Consider the following 21134-nt stretch of genomic DNA (forward strand, 5'->3'; position numbering starts at 1 on the left):
CCAGCGGCGAAATCAAATTATCAAAAGAGCGAAGCGCATCAAACAGGAAAACAATCAGTGCTTACTTTTATTCATTTTTCTGATCCGCCGATGGAGCCGGGCCGCCTGCAGGCAAAAGGCCTCCAGCCGGGCCTCAATCAGCTGCGGAAAGGGATTCCCGTCAGTCTCGATGGCCAGAAAGGGAAGCCGGGAATCATCATCCAGCATGGATGTGGCCTTGCCCCCAGCCGATACCGCCCGGAATTTCTCGCTTAAAACAGCCTCGGCAACCCGCGAGGGCATGCACCCGAAAGGACCGATGGCAATCACCCCGCAGGACGGAGACATGATTTCATGCAGGGAGGCCCCTACGGTGAGGACAGCCTCTCCGGTAAGCTGCTCGGAAATGAAAGGTCCGGCCGTGCGCACCACCTTACCCACATCGGGTCCGGGAAAATGCAGCAGACCGCTGGCGGAAAGTATGGAACGAATGCGCTTCTCGAAATATCCCTTGATACCCTGAGTGATCACGGTTCCCAGTCCGGCCTTGCCTTCGATGCCCTTGCGGTTCAACCAGTCCGTGTATTTCATCCATTCCAGCACCGGGGCCACGCGGACTATGAAGCCCTGTTCGGAAAGACGTTCCGGCAGGGAACGGCGGGCCAGCGGGTCGTGGCGGACATAGATTTCCCCCAGCAGCGAAATTACCGGATACTCCTCCACCGGTCTCTCCAGCTCTATTGCGGAAAGGTCCACGGCCGCCTTGCGCAATGCCTTGGAAAATTCTTTCCAACTGCCCATGGCGGCGAGCATTTCACCACGCACACTCCGGAAAAGTTCAAGAGACTTGTCCCGATCCTTTGCTGCGGTCAGTATGGTGGCATGAATGTCTTCCAGAACTGAACCGGCGACTATTCCCTGCCACATGCCGAGTGTCACTTTTGTGGAAAGCCCTCCGTAACCGTTGGTGGAACTTGGGGAAAACACGGCAAGGTCGGGAATTTCCAGCCGCTCGATCAGATCGTTCACGAAAACGGAATACTGCCCGAACCTGCACGGGCCCTTGGCTTTGGGCATGAGAAAAAGAAGCTTGCCATGTGCACTGTGCTTTTCCAGATATTCAAGCAGTGCTCCGGCGGTCAGCTGCAGGGGCAGGCATTCCTTGCAGGAAGAGTTGTTGCGCCCCATCTTGAGCCCATGTTCGCTTGCATGGGGCAGCACGACATAGCGGATGTTGTCCCGACTCATGGACGCGCCCAGAAAATCCGTGCTTATCTCGCCCAGACTGGGAATAAGCAGGGTCACCTCGGGATCGTTTACCGCGTACCAGCGGTCTTCGGAATCGACCAGACCGGTTCTGCGGTCCCGGAACTCGCAACGGGCCGGTCGGAAAACGCTCTTCCGTTCCGGTTCGCGGTCCAGCCGGTTGTAGCCGTCAACTATATCCAGAAAGGCTTCGATACGGGTTTCTATTCCGGCGTCGGCGGTGTGGCTGTCCAGTTCAAGGGTCAGCGAGGGTCTGCGCCCCATCATTTTTCTGAAATGTCCCAGCAGAAAGGAATCCGGACCGCAGGAAAAATTTGTTATGTAGACCCCGAAAAGTTTATCATGTCCGGCCACAAAGGCGGCGGAATCCATAATCTGCTCGCCGGTGGCCCAGTACATGTTCAGATCGGCGGAGCATCCCCCGCTGCGCGGAATCATGTCGCAGGGAATAACCGAGACTCCCCTTGTCGCCAGCTTTGCCGGGATGGATTTGTTGGCCAGAGCGGTAAAGGCATTATAGGCCCGTCCGAAAAGCACAACGGCTTTTCCTTCCGGCACGGACTCGACCGAGGAAAGGAACTCCTCGCCCTTTGCGCGCAGGTCTTCAAAAAAACGCTCCTGTACCGCAACGGCCTCCTCAAATGCACGGGCGGCCCGCCCTGCGGAAACACCCATGCGGGACGCGGTATCCAGCAGGGCTGCACGAAGCTGCTCCTGTCCCTGCTGCATGTGCAGAACCGGGGAAAGAACAATACGTTTTTCCAGTTCGGGAAAAGCGGAGCGCAGGTAGTAGGGCTCCCCCTGCACCAGCACGCAGGCGCAGGAACGATCTCCGCCCTTAAGCGGCATGGAGCGCAGGTGCGGAAGAAAAATGAAATCCGTATCAAATTCGAGCAGCGTCCCCATGCTGCCGTGGGCCAGTTCCACGGGATGGCAGAACGGAGCGCCCTTGCGCTCAATCGCTTCCTGATCCACGGATTCAGGGATACGCACGCTGAAGCCGAGTCCCCGGAAAAAGGAGTTGAACAGCGGGAACCACGTATTCATCAGCAGCGAACGGTTCATGCCGACCACGGGCTGTCCGTAAACAGGTGGCAGGTAATCCCGATAGACCCTTTTTTCCCGCCATGTGACAAGGTCCTCAGCCGGCTCTATCGGCTCATCTCCAACTGTCCCGCGACCAGCGGATCCATGTTCGGAAGTCCCATGCGCCACGGTCCCACTATTCAATTTTCCGGAAGCGCCGGAATTATCGTAACGGTTGCAGATGCCGCCGAATGGAAAGACCTTTCCGTTCACCTCAATGCGGGCTATGGAGCAACGCAGGTCGCAATCGCGTCCGCCACCGCCGCAGATAAAAGGTTTCCTGTAGGTCACTTCCCGCGCGGCAAGTTCCCGGAGGTCGTAAACGCCCTTTTCAAGCACCCCCTGCTCCGTGCGGCGGACGGCCTCAAGGGCAACCCCGAATGCTCCGGTCAATCCCGGATCGGGCGGGACGATGATCCGGGTTCCGGTCAGCGCGGCCATGGCCACAGGCACGGCCCGGTTGTAGCAGACGCCGCCCTGCATGAAAATCGTGCTGCCGACAGTGCGGCTGCCCTTGACCCTGTTGGAGTAGTTGATGCACACCGAGTACACCAGACCGGCAACCATATCTTCGAGGGGAACGCCCTCCTGCGCCGCAAGCTTCAGATCCGAGGCAATGAACGCAGCACACTGGTCGTTGAAATTCGGAGGATTCTCTCCTCGGAAGGCAATGTCCGCGATATCGTCAACCGCTATTCCCAGCGTTTCCCTTGCGCTCTCCTCCAGGAAGGAACCGGTTCCGGCGCTGCAGGCCTCGTTCATGGCGTAATCGCAAGGCACGGAATTCTTGAGCCAGGTGTACTTGGCATCCTGTCCGCCGATCTCGAAAATGGTATCCACTCCCGGATCATAATGAACAGCGGCGGCGGCATGGGCGGTTATCTCGTTGATTATGCCGCCGGTTCCGGCATGCAGCCCGGCGATATTGCGCCCAGAGCCGGTAACGCCCATAACCGTGGCAATAGTCCCGCCCGGCACCTGCGCGGCCAGATCGGCATAGACCCGCCGGGAGGCACCCACCGGGTCCCCGTCGGTGCGCAGATAGCTGGAAGCCACAATGCAGCATCCTTCCATGTCCACCAGCACCCCCTTGGTGGTGGTGGACCCTACATCCAGCCCGAGGGACAGTTCCATCCCTTCCCGGTACGCGCAGCGTCCTCCGGAATGAAATTCAACCCGGTCCATAAAATTATTCAGCGGAGACAGGCAGGTAAATCCGGTGCTTCCCTTGCGGATGAGGGACCGTTTATCATCCGGAAGCAATGCGCCGTGCCCGACCGCCCAGAGGGCCGCCCCCAATGCCTCGAAGCACTGCCCGTATTCGGGAATCACAAGTTCGGAAATTTCCCGGCGCAACTCCCTTACCATGAAACCGTTGCGTGAACAGTTGCCTATCAGCCCCACCTTTCCGGACGGGAGCTTGCGCAGCAGTTCCACACATTTTCCGGACATCATCCGGGCGAGTCCGGCGACCACGGCTTCCTTTTTCACTCCCTTGTTCAGGGCATGGGTGCAGTCGCTCTTGCAGAAAACGGAACAGCGGCCGGAAACCTTGTGTGCCACCGCGTCACGGTCCATATCCTTCATGCTTTCAAGGCCCAGCCCCATACGTCCGAGCTGCTGAACCAGAAACTCCCCGGTCCCGGAAGCGCATTTGTTGCCGGTATGCACGGTTTCAACCATACCGTCCGAGTCCATCAGATAGGCCATAAAGGTTTCACCCCCGGCACTGAGCAGGGTCCGGCATTCGCGTACAGCCGGTTCGCTGACGGCAAAAGCGAGTTCCACGGCCTGCGGTTCAGGGATGGACGGGAGATTCAGGAGATGACGGAACTTGCGCCCGGTCACAGCCGTGCGTACAGTGTTCAGAGAGCCTATCTGCTCAAGCCCCCTGAGAACCGTTCCCGCGGGGTCTCCTTCATGACTGAGGGACAGGACCTCGGCAACTTCAGGCTGTCCGTTTTTCATTGAAACAAGGACAAAGCCGATGGTTGATGCTCCGGCACAGATACCAAGCGATTTAATCATATAAATGTCCGGACGCCTTTTTTCCCGCAATTGTCGGCAGTTCAATCTGAAATATCTTGTCCCAGAATTTTCCGGTAACAAAAAGCCTCTTACCTTCGCTGTCCCAGGCGATTCCGTTTGCGGCCTCGGCTTCAGGACCGGCCAAGGGCCTCAGGTCCGAAATATCCAGCCAGAAAAGGACACTGCCGCTGAGGCTGTCAACTGCCGCGATAAGGTCTTCCTGCCATATGTTGCAGTAGATAATACCGGAAATATATTCCAGTTCGTTTATGCGGTAAACCTTCCTTCCGCCATCGCTTATCTGCAATTTGCTGATACGCTTGAAATCGTAGGGGTCACGCAGGGTAATCAATGAGGAACCGTTGCTTTGAAACAGAAATTTTCCGTCCGTGGTCAGCCCCCAGCCCTGCCCGCGATATTTGAACACGCCCTTACGCGCAAGGGATCTGGAATCGTACACAAAACATTTTCCTTCTCGCCAGGTAAGCTGGTACAGCTGGTCATTCCAGAAGCACAACCCTTCTCCGAAAAAACGTTTATCCAGCCTTTCCTCTCCACGCACCTCCCCGCTCTCGGGATCGATAATTTTTACTCCGGAACGTCCGTGTTTACCGGTACTTTCATAAAACGAACCGGCATGGTACAATAAGCCCTGAGTAAATGAGTTGATGTCGTGGGGAAAATGCCTGATCATACGGCAGGGAACGACGGGAGCGCACGTTATAATCTGCGCATGGCAATTTACGACGGTAAAATGCACAATTATACTGGCTGCAAGCAGAAATAGTAATGTATTTTTATTTGGCATCGGCGGAACTCTCGTGGTTTTCTTATAAAGTTCCGCCATGGATGGCAAGAGACCGGGATGGAAACAACACACCGCGCAACGCCCTGCGCACGGAAACCACCGGTCCGGAAAACGTCGTGATTCGCGCAGGATCGGAGGCATTCACAACATGGCAGCAGATGCTACTTTTTTCAAATATGAACCGTCGTCCGGCAAAAAGAAAAATAAGGGCCCGGAATTGGTAACAGCGGTTTCCATGCGTTCCGAAGCGGGAATGGGTGAAGACAAAATATACTGGCTGGCCCGCAAGTTGGACGAGGATTCCTTCGAACTGCAGGAACTCAATGAAAGCAACGTCCCGGCAGGACCGTCCAGAACTGTCAGCGCAGAAGAATTCTCTGCGGACTACGCCCTTGAACTCGACTACTGGCAGCAGCATGTCCGCCCCGCCATGGAAAAACAGGACCAAAGGCTGGAAAGAGGGGAGGCCCACCGGGAACGGGGCGAGCTGTACAGCGCGGAGATGGAATACGCCGACGCTTTGGCCGTTGACGAAAACAATGTCCGCGCCACCTTCGGACTGGGGCTGACCTACCTGGAAAAGGGAGATGCGGAAAAGGCGTTTGAAATATTCTCCAAGGTTCTGGAGATGAAATCCGCCTTCCAGCCTGAACACAAGCACATGTTCAACGATTTCGGGATATCCATGCGCAAAAACGGTATGTACCGTCAGGCTCTCGAATATTACAAACGCGGTGTGGATCTGGATTCAAATGACGAAAACCTGTTTTTCAACATTGCCCGAACCCATTTTGAGGCCGGGGACTGGCAGAACTGCATCCGTTACCTGACCATGTGTCTGGAAAAGAACCGGGGAGTGAAGGAAGCTGTAAAATTCTGCCACTACCTTATCAAACGGACGTCTGTTGATGACGGAATGCTCCGCGATATGGGCTCGGACAAAAACGGAAGCACGCTGCGCAGCGAGGTACTTACCCTGCTTCGCAAGATGCAGCTGGCCGCCGGAATAGAGTTGGACGACGCAATCGAGAAGACTCACGAAATAAGGGATCGCATGATCGCCATTGAGGAAGAGGACATGCGCTTGGATGAAATAGAAAAGGACATGTACAACCTCGACGACATGTAATTTTCCTAATCCGGAAGTTTGAGCAGGTTCTCGCGCTGTCCGATCATGATCAGCACATCACTCTTGTCCAGCGGGTCGTTTGCCTTGGGAACAAAGTCGAGGTCATCCGATCCGGCCTTCCTGATGGCGATGACCTGTACCTGATAGTTGTTGGTCAGATTAAGGTCGATAAGCGTCTTGCCCGCCCAGTCGGCAGCCTCGCGCTCCTTGATCAGTATGTCCTGCCCCATGGAAAGATATTCCACCATTCCGGGTGTGGCCAGCTTATGGGCAAGCTGTTTGGCAGCGAAATGTTCCGGAAAGACGACAAAATCCACCCCCATCTTGCTCAGCACCTTTTTGTGCGCCTCACTGATGGCCTTGACCCAGATCTTGTTGACCCCGATTTCCTGAAGGTTGAGCACCACCAGAATGCTTGCCTCCATGGAGTCGCCGGTGGAAACCACCACGTAGTTGAAATCCTGAAAACTGAGTTGTTCCAATGTCTGCGGATCGGTGCCGTCGGCTTCAAAAACCTGCGCAAGATATGGCTTTGCAGCCTTGACCCGTTCCTCGCTGCTGTCTATGCCGGTGACGCTGTGTCCCAGCTTGCGCAAGGTGATGGCCAGTTCCAGACCGAATTTGCCCAGACCGATAACTCCGACTTCAATTTTTTCTGACAATTGCTTTCTCCTGATGCAATGCAGCCTTGCGGCGGCATGCCGATTCATATCTACCCGAGGGGCAGGTCATCTTCCGGCAGCCTGTAGCGGGGTTCGCTCTGCCAGCTGTTGATTGCCGTCAGCAGCCAGACAGGTCCCAGACGACCGACAAACATCAACATGATTATAATCATCTTTCCTGCACCGCTCAATGTGGGAGTTACCCCTGTGGACAGCCCGACTGTGGCAAAAGCAGAAACGGCTTCGAAAGTGAGTTCTATGAAATGTCCCCTGGCCCGGGTGTGCGGCAGGTAGTTCCCTTCACTTATGCTCAAGGCGATTATGGCCGAGCCCAGAATCACGCTGGCAATGGTCAAAAGGGTAAGCGCGCGGTTGACGCTCTCCTCGCTAAGTGCGTACCAGCCGACCTTTACCTGCGAGTGCCCCTTGATCTTGGATATGATGAACCCCAGCCAGGTCCTGAAGGTAGTTGTCTTGAGGCCGCCGGCACATGATCCGGGAGACCCTCCGATGAGCATCAGCCCGATCATGATCAGCAGCGAGATGTTGGTCATTGACGAGATATCCATGGAATTGAATCCGGCAGTACGGCAGGTGACCGACTGGAACAGGGCGGCAAGTGTGCCCACTCCTTCACTGCTGACGGCACGGGCCTTCAGGTTTTCTATGAAATAGATCACCACTCCCCCGGCAATAATCAGAAACAGCGATGTTTCGAGCACTATTCTGGTGTGCCACGAAATGGCGTGAGCCGAAACCTTGCTTTTACGGGAACGGATCAGGTCGCACAGTTTCTGCCAAAGCTCGGTCATTACGTAAAATCCGAGTCCGCCCATGATGATCAAAGCCATGAACACCGCGTTGACGCCGGGGTTGTCCCTCCATGCGGTCAGACTGTCCGAGTAAAGCGAAAATCCGGCATTGCAGAATGCCGATATGGAATGAAACACCGCTGAATAAAAATCAAACCCGACCGGATCAAGCCTGTTGAGCAGAATGGCTCCTATGCCTTCTATGGATAGGACCGCAACAACAACGCCGACAATAAAATGGCCGATATTGAACGATGGATCGTGGATAAGGGTCTGGCTGACCGCGATGCGGTCGGACGCGCTGACCTTCTTGCCGAGCAGGTAGATGACCAGACTGGCATAGGTCATTATGCCCAGCCCTCCGAGCTGAATCAGTGCAAGGATCACCAACTGCCCGGCGTGGCTGAAAAAAGTCCCGGTATCCACAACAGCCAGCCCGGTGACGCAAACCGCCGAGGTGGCGGTAAAAAAGGCATCTATGAAGGAAAGATCCCTTCCAGGATGACAGACATCAAGTTTCAGGAGCAGCCCGCCGACAACTATTGCTGCCAGAAATGCATAGACGGGCATCCAGAAAGGTGAGGACGCTTTTGAATTCATAACCGTAGTTTCTACGCCTGAGACCGGGATATGGCAAGGCTATTGCCTGCCGGTGCGTTCCCGGAGCACGGCCAGTTTTTCTTCCACTTCTTCCCAGCGGGCGAAAGCGGATTCGTGCTCGGCCTCAGCCTCTTCCAGCTGTTTCTGGGCCGAGGCCATTTCCTCTGCCGACTTCTTGTAGAATTCCGGGTCGGCCATCCGAGTCTGAATATCTTCGATTGCGGACTCCAAAGCTTCTATCCTGCCGGGGAGCTCCAGAATTTCTGCCTCCAGCGCTTCGAATTCACGCTGTTCCTTATAGCTGAGTTTTTCAGGACGACTGTCCGGCGATTTTCTGCTCTTCGGTTTGGCTGTCTTCGGCTTGGCTTCAGGTTCCTTTTCAGGGCGCTGGCGTACCCAGTCGTCATATCCGCCAATGTATTCCCGAACCTTGCAGTTCCCCTCGAACGCCAGTGTCCCGGTGACCACGTTGTTCAGAAACGCCCTGTCGTGGCTGACGATAATCACGGTTCCGGGATATTCCATCAGCCGGTCCTCAAGCAGTTCAAGGGTTTCGGCATCCAGATCGTTGGTAGGTTCGTCCATTATCAGCAGGTTGGACGGTCTGGTGAACAGTCTCGCCAGCAGCAGCCTGTTCCTCTCTCCGCCGGAAAGAACGCTGACCGGATAATTGGCCCGGTCCGGCGAAAACAGAAAATCCTTGAGATAGCCCATGACGTGCTTGGCCCGGCCGTTAATGGTCACGGTGTCGTTTCCGTCAGCCACGCTGTCGCGAACGGACCTGTCCGGGTCAAGCTGCTCGCGGTGCTGGTCAAAATACGAAATTTCAAGCTTGGTACCGAGCCGGACACTCCCGCTATCCGGATTGAGCCTGCCCAGCAGCACGTTTATAAGCGTTGTCTTGCCCGCACCGTTGGGTCCGATTATACCTACGCGGTCACCGCGCATTATGGTTGTCGTCAGGCCCTTGAAAACGGGATTCCCGTCCCACGAATAGGTCGCGCCGACAACCTCCGCGACCATCTTGCCGGAACGATCGGCTTCCTGAATTTCCATGCTGACACTGCCGGTGCGTTCACGCCGGACGTTGCGTTCATCGCGCATTTTCTTCAGCGCACGCACCCTGCCCTCGTTTCTGGTACGCCGGGCCTTTATGCCCTGCCGTATCCAGACTTCCTCGCGGGCCAGCTTCTTGTCGAACTCGGACCAGTTCTTCTCTTCGGCTGCGAGCAGATCCTCCTTGCGCTTCAAAAAGGTATCGTAATCGCAGGCCCAGTCGGCAAGGTTCCCGCGGTCCAGCTCGATTATACGGGTTGCTATACGGCGCAGGAACATACGGTCGTGAGTAATGAAAATCAGGGTCTTGATATTCTTGAGGATAAACTCTTCCAGCCAGGCAATGGAATCTATGTCCAGATGGTTGGTGGGCTCGTCAAGCAGCAGAACATCCGGAGCGCTGGCCAGCGCACGGGCCAGCAGCGCCCGACGCTTGAGTCCGCCGGACAGGTTCTCGAAGCGCATTTCGGCACTGAGCGACAACCGGGAAATGACCATTTCAATAGTGGTCAGAGCTTCCCACCCTCCATGCTTTTCCATGACTTCCTCAATCTCGGAAAGTCTGGAAACATCTCCTCCGTTCGCCACCTCAAGGCTTACCGTGTGATAACGGGACAAGGCCTGACCGAGTTCACCGAGTCCTCCGGCGACAACCTCGAAAACGGTTCCTTTAAGAACTTCCGGGACCTTTTGTGAAAGCCGGGCGACCGAAGTTCCCTTCTGGCAGGCAATGGTACCGGCGTCCGGGACCAGATCTCCGCTCATGAGCCGCAGCAGGGTGGATTTGCCCTCTCCGTTACGCCCCACAATACAAATCCGCTGACCTTCCTCCACCTGAAAGGAAACTCCGTCCAGCAGCAAAGGCCCGCCGAAAGACATGGAAACATCGTTTACGCTGATTAAAGCCATCTGGACAACTCCGCTCACTAATTGGTAAAAACCATTATATTATTGAAGACATGCATAATCATATTATATAGTATTCATTACAAAGAGGGCGGCAGTGTAGAATTTTGTCGCCGAAAAGAAAAGCTTTCAGGTTCGGTTCTCCCGCCTTATCTGTTACAAGCTGTTGACGAAACCACCTGCATGAGGCAGTTAAGCGTTGTCCGGTTGAGCGCATCCGGACAAATACGATAGATGAACCGGAGTTGGTAAGGAAATGAGCACAGGCGACAGGCTGCTTGACATATTCCAGGAAGAAACACTGGAACGGCTGGACAATATCGAATCCGGCCTGCTCGAATTGGAGAACTATTCCGACGGCTGCCCTCCGGAATTGATAAATTCCATTTTCAGGGATGCCCATTCCGTAAAGGCAGGGTCCAACCTGCTTAAACTCTACCGCATTGAAGAACTTTCCCACAAGCTTGAAAACGTTCTTGAAATGATCCGCTCCGAAGGGCTTATCCCCACAGAACTGATCATCACCGCTTCACTGGAATCCGTGGACAAGCTGCGGTCTTTAACCGAAGACGTCCTCAACAGCAACGAAAAAAGCATCCGCCTGCAAAAGACAATGCTTGAGGTTTCGGTCCAGCGCGCCCTCTCCAACGAAAGCTGAATTTAGCCGGACCACAAGCTTCACAATAATACACCGCAGGATCTCTCAGCCTTCATACCGGCGTCCGATCTGTTTTCGCTGTACGGCGCCAACTCCTTTTTGAGCTCTCTTTTTATTTCAAGTATTCCCTCAAAGCGCAAATGCGGTTAAAATACGCAAAAACGGGTTAGTTGGTGTTTACCTTAGGGCGTTACGGTGTTATGGACCTTCCAAGATATCCAGGCAGATTCAAGGTTCTGTGCTCCTGATTACGTCAGGCCGGACAGCAAACCTGTGCCGACACCGCCTCCCCGGCAGGTTTACGGATTTCTTATTCATTAACAATTTGTTTTGATTGCTCCTGTCAGGCCGAGCTTTGGCCCGGCACACATCTTTTCATTCCGGCCGATTTTACCCATGCTGTTTTCTGCATAATCCGGCAGTTCCGGATTACACCATTGCAGTTTTTCCCGATTCAAAATCAATCCGGTCCGGACTTTCCATCAACATTCAAACTTCATGGAGGTCAGAGTCATGAGCGTTCAACTCGATATAACAGGTTTGGATTCTTGGGGATTCAACAACGACGGCCCGCTGATCATAGCCGGTCCATGCAGCGCCGAATCCCGCGAACAGCTTCTTGAAACCGCAAAAGGTATTGCCGACAAAGGCGTACACATCCTGCGCGCCGGTATATGGAAACCGCGCACCCGCCCCAACTGCTTTGAAGGCATGGGCGAAGAAGGTCTCAAGTGGCTTGTTGAAGCCAAGGAAGCGACCGGGCTGCCCATCTCCTGCGAAACCGCCAATCCCGAACACGTGGAACTCTGCCTCAAATACGGTGTGGACATGATCTGGGTCGGCGCAAGAACCACCGTAAACCCGTTTGCGGTCCAGGCCCTTGCCGACAGCCTCAAAGGAACCGATATTCCCGTGCTGGTCAAAAACCCCATCAACCCGGACGTTGAGCTCTGGATCGGCGCCCTGGAACGCCTGAACAAGGCCGGGGTGAAAAAACTCGGTGCCATTCATCGCGGTTTCTCTTCCGCCCGTCCCAGCGAATACCGCAATGCCCCCAACTGGAGAATTTTCATTGAACTGCGCCGCCGCTGTGAAACTCTGCCCATTATCTGCGACCCGAGCCATCTCTGCGGAAAAAGGGAGCTTATCCCCGGCGTTGCTCAGAAAGCACTCGACCTGCTCTTTGACGGCCTGATGATCGAGTCACACATCAACCCTGATGTAGCACTCAGCGACAGCAAGCAGCAGTTCACCCCCGAAGATCTCGGCAAGGTGCTGGCCGGACTCAAGCCCAAACATGCCTCTGTGGAAGATGAAGAATTCGTCCACAGCATGGAAAGCAGCCGCGCCCGTCTGGAAGAAATCGACGACGCCATTGTAGAACTGCTGGCCGAACGCATGGCCATCGGCCGCAAGATCGGCCAGATGAAGTGCGAGCGCGGCATTGCACTGCTGCAGCCCACACAGTGGAAAAAGACCGTTGAAAAACGTACTCGCGAAGGTGTTGCCCGCGGAATGGACGAACACTTCATGCTGCGCGTATTCCAGTACATCCATGAAGAATCCCTGCGCCAGCAGGAATGCGTTCTGGCCGGAGAAGAATAATGCCCACTGTCAGCGTTGAACTTCGGGGCGAGTTCGACAATTCATACGAAATCAACGTCGGCTGTTCCCTCATGGACACAGTTGTCGCGGACCTGTGTGAAAGGAAATACGGACATACCCCGGTAATCATCTGCGACGAGAATACCCGCGAACTTTTCGGACTGGAAATGTCCGAAAAGCTCGCGCTGAAAGATATCGAAGCCCTGCTGCTGACTGTTCCCGCCGGAGAAAACAGCAAATCGCTGGACGTATTCAGGTCCCTGCTCGAAGCCATGCTTGAAGCCGGTATAAACCGGCAGGATGTAGTGGTGGCGCTCGGCGGAGGTGTGGTCGGCGACCTTTCCGGATATGTGGCCGGTAGCTATATGCGCGGCATCAATTTCGTGCAGGTTCCGACCACCCTGCTCTCACAGGTCGATTCCTCGGTGGGTGGAAAGGTTGCGGTGAACATCAGCGGAGGCAAAAACTACTGCGGAATGTTCTACCAGCCCAGGCATGTCTATTCCGACATCACGGCACTGGACACCCTGCCGGAAAGAGAAATCCTCAGCGGCCTTGGCGAGGTTGTCAAACACGGATTCATCTGCAGCCGCGAACTGGTCGAATATCTGCATGATAATGCCGAAAAGGTGCTGAAGCTGGACCGGTCCGTCATGTCGGAAATAGTGGCCCGCTGCTGCGAAATAAAAGCCGATGTCGTCTCCCGTGACGAAAAGGAAGGCGGTGTACGCCGCATACTGAACTACGGGCATACTGTCGGGCACGCCATTGAAACATTCTCCGGGTACGAAATGGCTCACGGCGAATGCGTTGCCTACGGCATGCGCATAGTTTCAAGAGCCTGCAACCGGGATAAAATGCTTTCCGATGAAGACCTTGCGCTGCATGAAGCTGTCATGGACCGGCTCGGAATGGCTACGGCCAGGCTGGACATAAAACCCGATGAAATCATGGAACTCATGAAACGGGATAAGAAAGTCAAAGAAGGTTCGGTTGTAGTGGTCGGGCTGGAAAGTCTCGGCAAAGCAGTTATCCGCGAAGATTTTCCGCTGGAGCTTATCCGGGCGGAACTTGAAAATATAGCCGAGTAGCGGAAATCTGGCGCACAGCCGGAGGTTTCGTCATAGAAAGCCTTCGGCGACCCTGCCGGGGGCCTTAACCCCCTTTTGACAAAAGGGGTTAAGAACCCCAAAAGCTTTTATCAGGGCTTCGCCATATCGAAAATCAGTCCGCACCTGATATGTCTGCAAAAACAATAAAAACAATGCCACGGTATCCAACGATGCCGTGGCATTTTATGCTTAATCCTGCGCGGCTGTATCCGCTTGTTTTACCCTCCGGATAAAGATACTACGCATAAAGCCAACAAGGAGCCGAAATGCACAAAATTTCCACAAGACTGATCAATTCCGGCAAACAGGAATCACAACTTTCCATAAACACCATCAATCCTCCGCTGCACCGGGCCTCAACGGTCCTGTTCGATTCATACGCGGATATGCTCAAGGCCAATCAGGGCCGGTTCGAAGGGATTGAATACGGCACGTCCGGACTGGCCGCCCAAAAAGCCTTTGAGTCGGCAATGACTGAACTAGAAGGAGCACACGGATGCCGGGCCTTCCAATCCGGAATTGCGGCCATCGCGATGGTCCTTACCGCTTTTACCGCACAGGGCGACCATATCCTCATCTGCGACAATGTTTACGGGCCGACCCGCCGTTTTTGCAACGAAATGCTGGCCAAATACGGCGTCACAACCGAGTTCCTGCCCTCCGCATCCGGGGCGGACATTTCAGGATTCATCCGCGAAAACACCAGACTAGTGTTCATGGAATCACCGGGGTCAAACACATTCGAAATACAGGATATCCCCGCAATCACCAAAGTCTGCCGGGAAAAAGGCATCGTCACCGTCATGGACAATACGTGGGCCACCCCCCTGTACCTGAATCCCTTCAAGCTGGGCGTGGATGTATCCATACAGTCCGCCACCAAATACATCACCGGGCATTCGGACATCCTGCTCGGAACTGTTTCCGCCACAGAGGAACATTGGGAGACATTTGAAAAATGCTGCGGAATTTACGAAGCATTCGCCTCGCAGGAAGACTGCTATCAGGCATTGCGGGGGCTGCGCACTCTTCAGGTGCGCCTGCGTCAGCATGAGAAATCCGCCCTTGAAATTGCCCGCTGGCTCTCAGGCCACGAAGCAGTGGAATCCGTCATCCACCCGGCCCTTGAAAGCCATCCCCAGCATGAAATCTGGAAAAGGGACTTCACTGGATCCAGCGGTCTTTTCGGATTCACCCTGCGGGAAGATCTGGAAAACAAGGATCACGCCCTTTTCGTGGATTCCCTCAAGCTGTTCGGGCTGGGATACAGCTGGGGCGGATACAAAAGCCTCATAACCGGAGGAAGATTCCAACGGACCAACCCCTTCGGATACGAAGGAAAAACCATATTCAGACTGAACATCGGCCTTGAAGACCCGCAGGATCTGATGGACGATCTTGATCAGGGGCTTGGAAGAATCTGATGCGCTTCGCGCTTTTGATAATTTGATTTCGTCTCCGACGGCCAAAGGGGATAATCCATCTCTGCTCTCCACATCCCTAAGACTCGAAGCAAAGCCTCTCGCCTAAGGGCTGATGGGCCTTTGGAAACCCTAATAGTTTAAGGCTGTTGCATTGAACGCTGCTACCTGAATCAAAAATTTTGCGGAGCTAAGGCAATAGCCATATTTGCAAAAGGGTTTAAGGCCGCCGGAGACATTAAAACTATACGTCATCAAACTCCTGGCGGACTTCGTTAAGACCTTTGCGATATCCTTCCGCGTCTCCGTACGGGAAAAAGTGACGGTAGCGGCTGTGCACGGACTTTACCGGCCGGGCATGGCGGATCGGGCACCAGTACTGCTCGGTCCGGGCCGCAACCTCGCGTATGAAGCCGATAAGCCCGTTGAAATACCCGCAGTAAAAGCAGTTTACCTTTTCTATGAGGTTGAGATATTTAAGTGAGTGGCGATCAATGACCACATAGTCACGCCGCTTCACCATGGGAATTCCGTACACGGGGAAACACATGAGCTGATACAGCCAGGTTGTGAGATCAAGGGCCATGGCCGGGATAAGCGGCATCCAGATAAAAGGGATGGTCAGGATGACCCATACACCCGAATCATATACATATTCGCTCCAGCGGGCGGCCAGTTCACGATGCTTTTCGCGAACATCCTCACTGAAACGAACTTTTCTTTCCTGCACAGTATACAGGAATTCGTTTTTCACATTGTGCAGCTCGTCACGCAGTTCCTTTTCAAGACCGTCAATCCTGCCGAGCAGTTCATCTATTCTGTTCATTTGGCACCTCCGCTTGTGTTGCCGGTTCAAATAAATCTCCACACCGGGTGAAATCCCGTTTTCAGGTGTCATCGGGTACAGTTAGATATAATTTGATTCTTATTGGCAAGTAAAATCGACACCGGAAAATATCTCGGCGGATTTTGATTCATACGGCCCACACAAATAATCCCTGCCTTATCAGGATGGATAAGACAGGGAAAAAATTAAGAACCGGTTACAGATTCCGAAGCAGGTATCCGGGCTTCCTCATTATATCAGGCATCGCTGACAAATTCGATATCATCCTCACCCACCGATCCACTGCTGAGAAGGGCAACAGTCATTTCATCTCCGCTGTTCTGGACATCGGGATCATAAATCAACTTGGAATTGGTGCTGTCCCAAATATAATATGAACCGCTGGCCCCGCTTATGGTTCCGCTGTAACCGGCGACTTCTGCAAAAAGTTTTTCGGACGAAAATCCAAAATCCGTACAAAAAGTGAATTTATCACCTTCACTGCTGTCAAAATCAGTCACTGTATCTTCGCCACAGCACAGATCGTCACCGGGACTGAAGTAATAGAACTTATCCGCCCCGTCACCTCCGGTCAGTGTATCGCTGCCACTGCCGCCCGAAAGCGTATCATTTCCTGAACCGCCGACAAGAGTGTCATCATTACCTGCCCCACTTAACAGATCATTGCCATCTCCGCCAAGAAGATGTCCCCCGCCGTCTGTTAACAGCAGATAGTCATCACCGCCCCCTCCTATCAGAGTAGGGACAAAAGAGCCGTTGCTGTCTCCGGTGAGCGTATCGCCGAAATCAGAACCGATAATACCTTCAAAAGACGAGATTTCATCCACTCCGGAACCGTGCGCAGCCGTCCAGACAGACATGTCTACACCGGAACCGTCTTCCAGCCAGCTGTAATCAAGCCAGTCATAGCCATCACCGCCGGAAAGGGAGTTGTTTCCGTCCCCACCGGCAACGGTATCATCTCCGCCCCAGGCATCAATGGTGTCATTTCCTCCGCCACCGTCAAGCACGTTAGCGTCATCGGTACCGGTTATCGAATCGGCGGCTGAAGTACCGATTATATTCTCAATGCCTGAAAAAGTATCTGTTTCTGTCGGGGCTTCGCTCGGTCCCAGAGCGGCAGTACCGTCCGACATGACAACCACCACACCATCGCTCCGCTGGCTGTAATCCAGGGTATCGTCAAGGGAGTCCCCGCCAGCAATGCTGTCGTCACCTTCACCGGGACAAAAAATATTGGAAACTGTGGTGCTGCCGGTCAGTGAGTCATTTCCACTGCCGCCTATAATTCCCTCAACGCTGGAGATGTAATCTACTGTGTCGTTAGCTAGCGCCTGTCCGGTCTGCAAATTAACCGTAACACCTGAAGTGTCGTCTGCATAGCTGACAAAATCAGTGCCGTCACCACCATCAATACTATCTACGCCATCACCGCCGGACATGGTATCGTTACCACCACCCCCAGAGATAGAATCTGCACCAGAACCACCTAGTAGAGTATCATCACCGTCAAGACCGAAGAGGGTGTCATCGCCTCCTGCTCCGGCTAAATAGTCATCCCCTGCAGTTCCATCATAAGAATCATTGCCAGTCGTTCCGTCCAACGAAACGGAAGTTAACGTTGCCTCGGCTATGGCTGCACCGCCCACAGTGATATTGTCAACCGTCAGGGCGTCTCCGGACACATTGGTTATAAGCACCGCGCTCCCGGAGTCGCCACCGTTTGAATCGTACCAGAGGTTGCCGTCGCCATCGTAGATGAAGGCCGGCCCTGAAGCCAGTCCTGCCAGACTTCCGGTATAACTCGATGCAATCGACATGAAAACGGAAGAAGCACTGAAAGCCGAACTATTAAAATACAGGGTATCGTCTGCGCTGACAAAATTGAGTAATTTCTCACCGGTCAGACCTTCCGCTTCATTGTACATGAAGGTGTCCTGCCCGGCTCCACCATCAATGGTGTCCGCCCCGGTGCCTCCTATGATCTGATCATTGCCATCTCCGCCGAGAATAGAGTCATCCCCACTATTACCAGATATCACGTCATTACCGGTGCCGCCGTCTATGATGTCGTCTCCGGTGCCTCCGGTGATGAGATCAATCCCGGCCCCACCGGATACACTGTCGTTTCCGCCATGTGCAGCAATGGTATCATTGCCGTCTCCACCGTCCAGAAATTCACCGGATGTAGTATCATACGACCCGAAAATGGTATCATTACCGGCACCACCTGATATGGTTCCGATAATAATGTCTACTGTCTGGGCGCCACCACCTGCTGGGACATAAGTCATCTGGGAGGTCAGAAAATCATCGTATTCCGACCCCTGCAGATTCTCTATCCCGCTGATAACGTCATTGCCGGTGGAATGTGTGGATGTCCCACCGCTATTGGTAATGGTGACATTGAAGCCTTCATTTGCGCCGGTACCGTCCAGATAGCTGTAGTCCAGCCAGTCGTCTCCGTCACCACCGACAATCGTGTCATTACCATCATCGGCTACAATGACGTCATCCCCGGCTCCACCGTCCGAATAGTCGTTACCGTCACCGCCGGTAATGGTGTCCGAATCCTCATCGCCGTAAAGGGTATCATTACCGGAATGGCCGAAAATGGTATCGTTACCCGCGCCGCCTGAAATGGTGTCGTTGTCATCTTCATCGGATTCTGATTCGTCCTCGGTGTCTCCATAGAGCACATCGTTTCCGGTCCCGCCGCTTATCGTATCGGCCCCATCGCCTCCGAGAATGGTATCAGCACCTACGCCGCCGCTCAGCGTGTCGCCTCCGTCACCGCCTTCAATCCTGTCGTCTCCGTCAAGCCCGGCAATGAGATCATTACCCTTGCCGCCCAGCAGAGTATCTGCCGAGTCGGATGAGCCTTCGATTTCGTCACCGCCATCGGTCCCGATAATCCGCTCAATATTGGTCATATGATCGACTTCAGCGGTTCCATCCACGGTTGCCGCTCCGCTTTCCAGAGAAATATTAACGGAATTGCGCAGACTGTAATCCAGAGTATCGATACCGCCGCCGCCATCAATGGAATCGTTTCCCGCACCGGTAATAAAAGTCTGGGAACCGGCATCGCCGGCAAAGGAGTCGTCACCGTCTCCGGTTTTGAAAACTTCTATGCCGCTGATCTGGTCGAATCCTCCGGAGTGGGAAACCCCGATGGTATCAACCATATCTACATTTACCGACTCGGAAGTGAAGGAACTGTAGTCCAGCACATCCGTTCCTGCGCCGCCGGAGTATGAATCCGACCCCGCACTGGCTATGAAAGTATCATCTCCGCCTGAGCCGGTAACGCTGTCAAAACCGGCACTGCCGATAACGCCCTCTATGTTGTACAGTTTGTCGTACACCACCGAGCTTGAACCGAAATTGTTGCTAAGGTCGATGAAAAGCTGGCCGCCGGGCCCTACAAAACTGTAATCAATGAAATCAGTACCATCACCGCCGTCAATGGTATTGTCACCGATTCCGCCGGTGATTGTATCGTTACCGTTGCCGGCGAGAATGCTGTCATTGCCTTCTCCGCCGTCTATGGTGTCGTCACCGCAGAAAGCGGTAATGGTGTCGCTACCCCCGTAGCCGTAAAAAGTCTCGTCTGCGGCTGTTCCTTCCAGATTGTCATCCCCGGAAGTTCCGAAATATATACCGTCGGAAGGAGTGGAAGTATAATCGTCCCCACTTCCTCCTCCTGCTGTGTCATCTGCATCGTCGGTGTCGTCGGTATCGTCGGTTTCCCCGGCTCCCTCATCGTCTCCATCGGTGCCGTCACCTTCTATGAGTTCGTCGATGTCCTCGTCATCTTCATCATCGTCAGGGTCATTCTGCGGGTCATTATTCGGGTCATTCACCGGGTCGGTAACCGGCTCAATCGGATCAAGCGGATCATTCACCGGATCGGCAGGATCATCATCCCCATCCTGTCCTCCCTGCTCTCCAAAGGGATCAACCGGATCGCCGGACAACGGATCTTCCCCCAGGACCCCCATTCCGGTCGGCCCGAGTGCATATCCGCCCTGGCCGGATTCGCCTCCCAAAGGTCCGTCAGGGCCATCCTGACCGGTCGTCCCTTCAGTACCCTGCCCGGTTCCATCACCAGTTCCCTGACCGTCTTCCCCTGCCGGGTTCTGCCCTTCCGTTCCGTCAGTTACGCCCGTGTTTGTGCCGTCGCCCTCGGTTCCTTCACCTGTTCCTTCGCCGTTTCCTTCGCCGTTTCCTTCGCCCTCGGTACCTTCACCCTCAGCGCCAGTTCCTTCTCCCTCTGCGCCTTCACCTTCTACGCCATCGCCCTCGGCCCCTTCTTCACCTGTTCCTTCGCCTTCACCGCCTTCTCCATCGGCGCCGTCTCCTTCCTGACCTTCACCTTCGCCCTGCTCACCATCTTCGGGCGTTTCGTCATCGGGATTATCTTTCTGTTCTTCCTCTTCGCGTTCCCGGCGGATTTCCTCCTCCTGCTGTATCGCGGCAGGGGCAATATTCTGAAGGCCCTGCATTTCCTGAGTTGACATGGGACGTACAGGAGAAAGGGTCCCGGTAGGGGAAACATCAACAGCGGAACCGGAAAAAGACAGCAAGCGCACGCCGCCGCCGATTCCCTGAACAATCATGGCTCTGCCGCTGTGAATTTCCATTACAAAGTGCTGTTCATTACCGGAGGGGGGTATGACATGGCCGGTTGTGGTCCCGCGTATACCGATAGTCGCAAGGGGAGAGCCGATCTTGAACCGCTCGGGATTCTGCTCGGCTATTTTACCGGTGACCATACGAAAAGTCCCCTGCGCCATTTTGAACATAAGCGTAGGGTCAGAAGCACCGGTCGGATCGTAAGCATAGTCGTCAAGGGAAATGGAGGCGTCACCGCCCTGCGAAAGCAATGTATCGTCCGCAAAACGGATTTCAACATTGCCGCCCGCACCGGTAACCAGCTCTTCACCTCGGAAGACAGGGCTGCCAGGCTCCAGTGTACGCAATCCTGAATCGGATTTTGCGAAAACTTCGCCGTTGGCTGCAACCACGACCCCAATGGATTGATCTGTTACAGGCATAATTCATGCTCACTGTTATCTATTTCATTATTAGACTATATATCACTCAAAACAAAAGTCAATGAATGAATAAAATTCATCTATGTTTTTTAACAGCGG

At 54.2% G+C, this 21134-nt stretch carries 12 protein-coding genes; 5 read left to right on the forward strand and 7 right to left on the reverse strand.

Annotation, left to right across the window (positions count from 1 at the left end):
- Positions 1–54 precede the first annotated feature (54 nt).
- Positions 55–4359 (reverse strand): BadF/BadG/BcrA/BcrD ATPase family protein, encoded by a 4305-nt coding sequence (locus tag ACKU4E_RS09470; protein WP_320170830.1) that lies wholly within the window; start codon positions 4357–4359, stop codon positions 55–57.
- Positions 4352–5206 (reverse strand): glutaminyl-peptide cyclotransferase, encoded by an 855-nt coding sequence (locus ACKU4E_RS09475; RefSeq protein WP_320170831.1) that lies wholly within the window; start codon positions 5204–5206, stop codon positions 4352–4354. The genes ACKU4E_RS09470 and ACKU4E_RS09475 overlap by 8 nt, the downstream gene beginning before the upstream one ends.
- Positions 5207–5315: 109 nt before the next feature.
- Here ACKU4E_RS09475 and ACKU4E_RS09480 point away from each other — a divergent pair, with 109 nt between their 5' ends.
- Entirely contained in the window at positions 5316–6296 is a 981-nt protein-coding gene (locus ACKU4E_RS09480) for a tetratricopeptide repeat protein (RefSeq protein ID WP_320170832.1), read from the forward strand.
- 5 nt (positions 6297–6301) lie between these two features.
- On the opposite strand, the gene ACKU4E_RS09485 is transcribed toward ACKU4E_RS09480, so the two are convergent.
- Genes ACKU4E_RS09485 through ACKU4E_RS09495 form a run of 3 tightly spaced genes read right to left on the reverse strand, consistent with a single transcriptional unit; the run spans position 6302 to position 10335 of the window.
- Complete coding sequence (locus ACKU4E_RS09485; RefSeq protein WP_320170833.1) at positions 6302–6958, reverse strand: TrkA family potassium uptake protein; 657 nt, start codon at positions 6956–6958, stop codon at positions 6302–6304.
- 50 nt (positions 6959–7008) lie between these two features.
- Positions 7009–8370 (reverse strand): potassium transporter TrkG, encoded by a 1362-nt coding sequence (locus ACKU4E_RS09490; RefSeq protein ID WP_320170834.1) that lies wholly within the window; start codon positions 8368–8370, stop codon positions 7009–7011.
- A gap of 39 nt (positions 8371–8409) precedes the next feature.
- Positions 8410–10335 carry an ATP-binding cassette domain-containing protein gene (locus tag ACKU4E_RS09495; RefSeq protein ID WP_320170835.1) on the reverse strand — a complete coding sequence of 642 codons (1926 nt, stop codon included), beginning with the start codon at positions 10333–10335 and terminating at the stop codon, positions 8410–8412.
- Between the two features lie 253 nt (positions 10336–10588).
- Here ACKU4E_RS09495 and ACKU4E_RS09500 point away from each other — a divergent pair, with 253 nt between their 5' ends.
- The 4 genes from ACKU4E_RS09500 (at position 10589) to metC (ending at position 15131) form a co-directional block, all read left to right on the forward strand.
- Entirely contained in the window at positions 10589–10990 is a 402-nt protein-coding gene (locus ACKU4E_RS09500) for an Hpt domain-containing protein (protein WP_320170836.1), read from the forward strand.
- 513 nt (positions 10991–11503) lie between these two features.
- The gene (locus ACKU4E_RS09505; protein WP_320170837.1) at positions 11504–12595 is read left to right on the forward strand and encodes a bifunctional 3-deoxy-7-phosphoheptulonate synthase/chorismate mutase type II; all 1092 of its coding nucleotides are present in this window, start codon (positions 11504–11506) and stop codon (positions 12593–12595) included.
- Positions 12595–13686: a 3-dehydroquinate synthase gene (gene aroB / locus ACKU4E_RS09510; RefSeq protein WP_320170838.1), complete on the forward strand. Its 1092-nt coding sequence runs from the start codon at positions 12595–12597 to the stop codon at positions 13684–13686. Before ACKU4E_RS09505 ends, aroB begins: the two co-directional genes overlap by 1 nt.
- A gap of 287 nt (positions 13687–13973) precedes the next feature.
- A complete protein-coding gene (metC, locus tag ACKU4E_RS09515) occupies positions 13974–15131 on the forward strand; it encodes a cystathionine beta-lyase (protein ID WP_320170839.1) in 1158 nt (385 codons plus the stop codon).
- Between the two features lie 241 nt (positions 15132–15372).
- On the opposite strand, the gene ACKU4E_RS09520 is transcribed toward metC, so the two are convergent.
- Both ACKU4E_RS09520 and ACKU4E_RS09525 read right to left on the reverse strand, forming a co-directional pair.
- Positions 15373–15954, reverse strand: coding sequence for a hypothetical protein (locus ACKU4E_RS09520; protein WP_320170840.1), 582 nt, complete (start codon positions 15952–15954; stop codon positions 15373–15375).
- A gap of 257 nt (positions 15955–16211) precedes the next feature.
- Positions 16212–21035 (reverse strand): FecR domain-containing protein, encoded by a 4824-nt coding sequence (locus ACKU4E_RS09525; protein ID WP_320170841.1) that lies wholly within the window; start codon positions 21033–21035, stop codon positions 16212–16214.
- Between the last annotated feature and the right edge of the window lie 99 nt (positions 21036–21134).

The organism is Maridesulfovibrio sp. (genome assembly GCF_963677005.1).
Classification (GTDB): domain Bacteria; phylum Desulfobacterota; class Desulfovibrionia; order Desulfovibrionales; family Desulfovibrionaceae; genus Maridesulfovibrio.